Source organism: Siphonobacter sp. BAB-5385, assembly GCF_002261125.1.
GTDB lineage: Bacteria > Bacteroidota > Bacteroidia > Cytophagales > Spirosomataceae > Siphonobacter.
This window is the reverse complement of the sequence record NZ_NMPS01000018.1, coordinates 1-5,534: the sequence shown is the minus strand read 5'-3', so window position 1 is coordinate 5,534 and position 5,534 is coordinate 1. Positions and strand designations below refer to the sequence as shown.

General features: G+C 35.1%; 7 protein-coding genes. 1 reads left to right on the top strand and 6 read right to left on the bottom strand.

The window, feature by feature from the left end:
• Positions 1 to 1,019: 1,019 nt before the first annotated feature.
• The 6 genes from BWI93_RS28420 to BWI93_RS01290 all read right to left on the bottom strand — a co-directional run bounded on the left by BWI93_RS28420 (position 1,020) and on the right by BWI93_RS01290 (position 5,126).
• Positions 1,020 to 1,142, bottom strand: coding sequence for a hypothetical protein (locus BWI93_RS28420; protein ID WP_255157675.1), 123 nt, complete (start codon positions 1,140 to 1,142; stop codon positions 1,020 to 1,022).
• A gap of 236 nt (positions 1,143 to 1,378) precedes the next feature.
• On the bottom strand, positions 1,379 to 2,029 hold the full coding sequence (locus BWI93_RS01310; protein WP_094808373.1) for a hypothetical protein: 651 nt from the start codon (positions 2,027 to 2,029) through the stop codon (positions 1,379 to 1,381).
• Positions 2,030 to 2,692: 663 nt separating this feature from the next.
• Positions 2,693 to 3,064, bottom strand: a complete 372-nt coding sequence (locus BWI93_RS01305) for a hypothetical protein (protein ID WP_094808372.1) — start codon at positions 3,062 to 3,064, stop codon at positions 2,693 to 2,695.
• A gap of 174 nt (positions 3,065 to 3,238) precedes the next feature.
• Positions 3,239 to 3,994 (bottom strand): hypothetical protein, encoded by a 756-nt coding sequence (locus BWI93_RS01300; protein ID WP_141217310.1) that lies wholly within the window; start codon positions 3,992 to 3,994, stop codon positions 3,239 to 3,241.
• A 414-nt stretch (positions 3,995 to 4,408) separates the two neighbouring features.
• Entirely contained in the window at positions 4,409 to 4,645 is a 237-nt protein-coding gene (locus BWI93_RS01295) for a hypothetical protein (protein ID WP_094808370.1), read from the bottom strand.
• Positions 4,646 to 4,664: 19 nt separating this feature from the next.
• A complete protein-coding gene (locus tag BWI93_RS01290; protein WP_176454092.1) occupies positions 4,665 to 5,126 on the bottom strand; it encodes a hypothetical protein in 462 nt (153 codons plus the stop codon).
• 144 nt (positions 5,127 to 5,270) lie between these two features.
• Between BWI93_RS01290 and BWI93_RS01285 the strand changes: the two genes are divergently transcribed.
• A partial coding sequence (locus BWI93_RS01285) for a recombinase family protein (protein ID WP_141217309.1) occupies positions 5,271 to 5,534 on the top strand: 264 nt, incomplete at its 3' end.

Genomic DNA, 5,534 nt, shown 5'->3' with positions numbered 1-5,534 from the left:
ATGCTTTGGCCTTTTAATCCGCACAACTGGTTAACATATTCTTTTTCCTTATTTCTGCCTCAATCGTACCCCCAACAGCATCGAATAGCCTATTGTTTCCTAAAATCCAAGGATCACTCATTTGCTTTGTACCATTTATTGTTGCAGATAAAGGTTATTTGTCAATAAAACAACATGAAGAACTTTTACTCAAGCACAATATTGCAATCATTACACCTTGGCGAGTTAATATAAAAAATAAATTTAGTTTATGGAACAGTGATTTTTGATGTACTCGAAAAAGAATAGAAACGTTCTTCTCTAAACCGCGCCGGCGGACCGCTCTGCGATCACTTCTCTATTAAAAGAAAATTGCCAAGTCATTTGATGGAATCTATGCTAGAATATGCTCAAAAATTAGTGGAATAGCTATACTGCAATTCATTAATTATCATAACCAAAAATCACTTAATCATTTAAAACATGCTCTAGCTTATTAATACGCACAACGGGTATAAATAGTACTATGCAGAAAAAACTTTTTATCTATTAATAGTTTGGGGTCTCATCACAGGCTGTGAGGGAAAATATCCCCTAAAAGCTGATTATGAAATCGCTGAAGCTACTATCATTGGCCGGGAAGCTTGTAGCAGTGATACTAGCTTGAATGCATGGCTAATTGATCTAGGGCCAACGCTCAGCGGCAAAACATCTAAGGTTTACTATGGTAAGGAAGCAAATATACAGGGGAAACAGTATAGGTATGTAGTCAAAACTTATAGTCCTCTAATCAGTAGTTTAGATTCAACTCAACGATACGTTTTTTCTTTCTATGTAGAAGATGTGTTACCAACTCCCTCTTGTGATCTTCCTATTACTGCTAGGATTAATGTGAAACAAATTCGCGTGACGGAGGCTAGTATTAAGGCTCCATAGTGGGGGGTTAGCGGGCAAACTGAAACCATTCTCCTGGACGAAGCTCTCGACCAAGAGCACCATCGTTTGTTCAGCCTCCAATGCTTTGGCTACATCGGCGTAACTCACTTCGAAGACTCCATGACTAGTTCTTCGTTACTAAGGGCCTTCAGGGGGCCGATGAGTTGTTCGGTGTTGCTGCTTAGGGTTTCTTCCAGCTTGTTATCGCTGAGCTTCCAGGTTCCCATATCGTTTCTTACGCCATCACTATAGGATCAGTATTGTACTGAATCAGCTTTAACGAAGGTTCGTGGCATCCAGCGAATAGCTTTTTACATCCCAGTTGGCATCAATGCCAGCGACGGGTTAGGTTTTGAAATCGAAGGAAGGGGTGATGGGGCTACTTTTTTAAAGAGGTAAAAAGGAAAATAAAATTTAAAATTGATATTAAACGAATTATACTTAAAATAGTTATATTTTATAATCATTCAATTTCAAACCTAAAATAGTTTACATTGTTATTATAAATTATTTTGCCAATACCTTCATTATTAATTAATTCATAGGTACAGTTTTTACATTTTTTTTCTTTTCTAATAGTTTCTACACTATTGATAAATTTTTGTAGGCTTTCCCTGTTAAAATTAAGGCTAGTGTCTTTATAAATAAAGATGGTTTCGTGATTGTTATTACTTATTATTGGAGATATATTTATAATATCTTCAACCTTTTTATCAAAACTAATAGCACTTAATTGTCCTGTGTTAGGACCTTGTGGGAAATAAACTGTCATAATGGCATTTTTTTCTTTAAAAAACTGCAATCCGTCGTCTTCAACAGAGTAACGAGAGCTAGAATTAACTCCAAAACAATGAAATCTATTAAAATATTTTTCCGAATCTTTTGTTTTCTGGATATTCTTTCTTATTATATTAAGTTGTTTTAATCCATTATAATCATCACTATAGCAATCTATTTGAAAATAGATACCTGGTTCAGGAGCCATAAAAGCAGGTCCTAAAACATTTATATTTTTACACTTGTCACTATAATTATCAGACGAAGTAACATAATAGTATCTATAAATGTACAAGAATACAAATAATAAGATGGATATAAAAATTAGTTTTTTCATTAATACTTTGTTTTTTCATTAGGTTAAATCCCTGTAATAAAGGACTTGTAGTCATAATAATGCTGAAGCATAAAAAAGTTAACAGTGACGGAATACAGTTTTTAATCGGATCTTTATAAAGATAATTGCAGTCTACTGTAAAAATATCTCAAATTATAAAAAAATAATTTCAAATGCCTGCAAACCTGCGGAAAACTTCCATCAAAATATGAGAAATTCCTGCCTTAATAGAACTATTAAGTTGGATATTATTAAGCTTTGTTACTAAGAAACTTCAGGGGCTAGATGAGTTTTCCGGTCTAGAAGATCAAGATTTATTACCGGCTGTTATTGCGGAACTTCCGATATCCGTATCGCTTTTTACATCATCACTATAGGCTACGGAAGTCCCATCGGTGTTGTACTGAATCTGCGTTAAAGAAGGTTTTGTGATATCCAGCGAATAGCTTTTTCCCTCCCGGTTAACTCAATGGTACGAAGTGTTCAGCAACGGGTCAGGTGTTTAGAATCGTAGGAAGGTGTAATAGGGGTGTCTTCTTTTTTACATGAGGTAAAGAGGAAAAAACTAGAATTTGTATTAATCGAAGCATAATAATTATAAATAGCGTGAAAAATAATTGCAAACGTATTTAAGTAATCTTTACCTATCTCGTACTCTTCGAATTATTGAGAAAAAAAGAAGAATATATAGTCTAATGTAAAGTTCATAACAATAATAATAACATCTTGAAAATTGTCTTGCAAAAACTTACTATACTTACCTAATAGCCATTCATATGGTATTATGCCTTTAGGAAAGGCAAGGTGAGAGTTATATAAAAAACCATCAGGATTGTCCTTATTTGCATATTTTAAAAGAGAAAATAAGAGTATTTCATAAATAATTATTAACCATAATCTTTTTTTAGATAAGTACAAGCCCCCAATACGAGATTTACTGGGACTTTTATTGATAATGTAAATCACATAATTAATTAACAAAAAATGAGGAAAAATAATTGTAATAGCTAATAATATTTCAAGAAATGTTTGCATTGTTAATTTTCAGGTAAATTAGGAATTGTTGAACAACCCTATAATAGGGTAAAGCCCTTATGTTTTATAAAATATCTTTTAAATTATTTATAAATTTTTAAAAATGACTTTTAAAAATGAAGATCGATCCTCCATGTATTTAAAGTTGATTTTATCATTACCTAGAGGTAAGCCTTAAATTTGGTTAATCTCAGTAAGTGTTCTTTTTAGTAAGTCAAAATGAAACAATCGCTTACCATAAGTAAAAGGCAATTGATGATCGTTTAACCAAGGTAAAGGTTTTAGATAGGGATTTTCAGCAAAGAGCCTTTCTGCATAGTCCAACTCGGATGCCTCTTGTGACGTTAATTTCACTTTTATAGGTAAGTCAGGAAAATCAAGGTATGTTGTTACTTGCTCTTCCTCCCACACCACGCGATGGAGTCTGTAGGCATAAACTTCTTTAACTTCAATTCGTATATTTTTGGCTTTGTGCTTACGAGGTACTTTCAAATCTTTTGAATCCCATCCTAATAGGTAGTAATCCCAATTCAAAACTCTTATCGTAGCTAAACGAAGACCTTCCAGATCACCCTGAAACTTTTCCAGATATAAACCCAAGGCTTTACTGATTGTATAGGTTAAGGGTCTGAGTAGCAGATCGTCACGCAAATCGCTTTCTCTGATACTGATCCAACCCGTGGTTTGGCCTAAGCGAATATTATAACGCAGGGAAGGCTCTCGGGCGGCATTATGCTTATCAACTGGCTCTGAACCTAAGTTGATATAAAGTAGCATTTGCTTACTTCGTCCAAAATCTACATTTGATAGTTCCTGAACAAACTTTATTCCTATCCGATGAGCCATGATAGAAATGTAAAGACTGGCCAAATCAGTTATGAAAGGTTGACCACTGCCTTGGATGTTCGGGCGAATTTCTAAAAGTTTCAAGATTAAGCTAAGAATTTAGTAGGTGAACCTTTATAACATTATGCAATCAAAGACTATGTTCAATTTATACAATATTTATTTCTAAGCTGCAAAGAAAAAACCTATTTCAGAAAGATACTCACGAGTATCCTTTGAAATAGGCTCTATATATTCATGTGCTGCTTGCTATGCAAAGACATCGGTTGCTTGTATCTCTGAGTCTAGCCTTCGGTACCGACGGGCCTCGCTGGCATACGGTACCGTTTATGCTATTGCTGGTATTTAGCGAAGCTTCATCAATACCTATTGGTGAATGCAAAATATGAGATCTATACTTTCATTTAGACGACCTCTTTTCTTTTTACGTTTGCAGAAGGCGGTTTATAAAATGATATGGCGTTTTCAGGCAAAGAAAAACCCCGTTTTTAGCGGGGTTCAGATTACTGCTTCATATGCTTTTTCAGGATCGTAGCCATATTCATGGAAGTAGGCAAAAATCAAATCTTCGTACTTACCTAGCCCGATCCGGTAAACGTTGCCTTCCTTATCAAGCCTTGTGCGGGAAATGAAGTTCTTCAATACACTAGGATCAATATTCATTTTCTCCGAAGCTTTCGATAGATTAAAAGGGCCATCACGAAGAAAGGCCCGTAGGTTGTCTTGATCATTCATGTTCTATTCTCCGGTATCTTTATTTGTTCGATAAAACGTGCGAGTCTGGTAATAAAACAGCGGACTGACAAAAACGCTCAATGCTAAGTGGAAGCAAAACGGTTTCTTTTGTGTGCCTAGGAGTTTGATTCCATTGTAAGCTATCTACGTTGGTAAAATCTTTATTCGTTTCTTCTACAAGATCACCAATATAGGTAAGGTGAGCTTCATAATTATAAATGAGGTTACAAACTAACAGCCCATCTTTCATCAAAATTTCACATTCATATTCGGATACATGTCCGAAAACAGACTCCCGAAAAGAAACAACGTACAATTCATAGCCATCTTTACTGAGAAGGTCAATCGTTTTCTTTTGCTCAATATCTAATGGTTGGCTGGCTTTTATATCTACGATTTGTAAAGAATAGGCACTGTCGTTTTGGCACTGAACATGATTGTAGGTTTCCATTGCCTTGGTTGTTGTTCTTTGTTGATTCAAAGATCACCCTTTAATTTAGATACACTATTTGGTGTATCATTTATTTTTATAACATTTTATAAACGCACGTTTATGCTTTGTAATTTTTAGTACTTTTGAAAAATTCGTCCCGTGAAACATCTATTTATTAAATTAATTTAAAATATGCAGCAAAGCTTTGTCGCTTATTTCCGAGTCTCTACTCAGAAGCAGGGCAGGTCCGGTCTCGGACTCGAAGCTCAAAAGCAAGCGGTCGAAAATTTTACTTATTCCAAAGGTGAGGTTCTGACTAGTTTCACCGATATTGAATCTGGTAAGAAAAATGACCGGCCCCAGCTTCAGGCGGCTATTGGGTATTGTAAGATTCATGGTGCAACCCTGATCATTGCGAAACTGGATCGACTCACTCGGAACGTCGCTTTTGTCTTT

Bases quoted from the DNA above. Each gene is read 5' to 3' on its own strand.
- BWI93_RS01305 (WP_094808372.1), bottom strand. From the start codon at position 3,064: ATGCAAACATTTCTTGAAATATTATTAGCTATTACAATTATTTTTCCT.
- BWI93_RS01310 (WP_094808373.1), bottom strand. From the start codon at position 2,029: ATGAAAAAACTAATTTTTATATCCATCTTATTATTTGTATTCTTGTAC.
- BWI93_RS28420 (WP_255157675.1), bottom strand. From the start codon at position 1,142: ATGGGAACCTGGAAGCTCAGCGATAACAAGCTGGAAGAAACCCTAAGC.
- BWI93_RS01295 (WP_094808370.1), bottom strand. From the start codon at position 4,645: ATGAATGATCAAGACAACCTACGGGCCTTTCTTCGTGATGGCCCTTTT.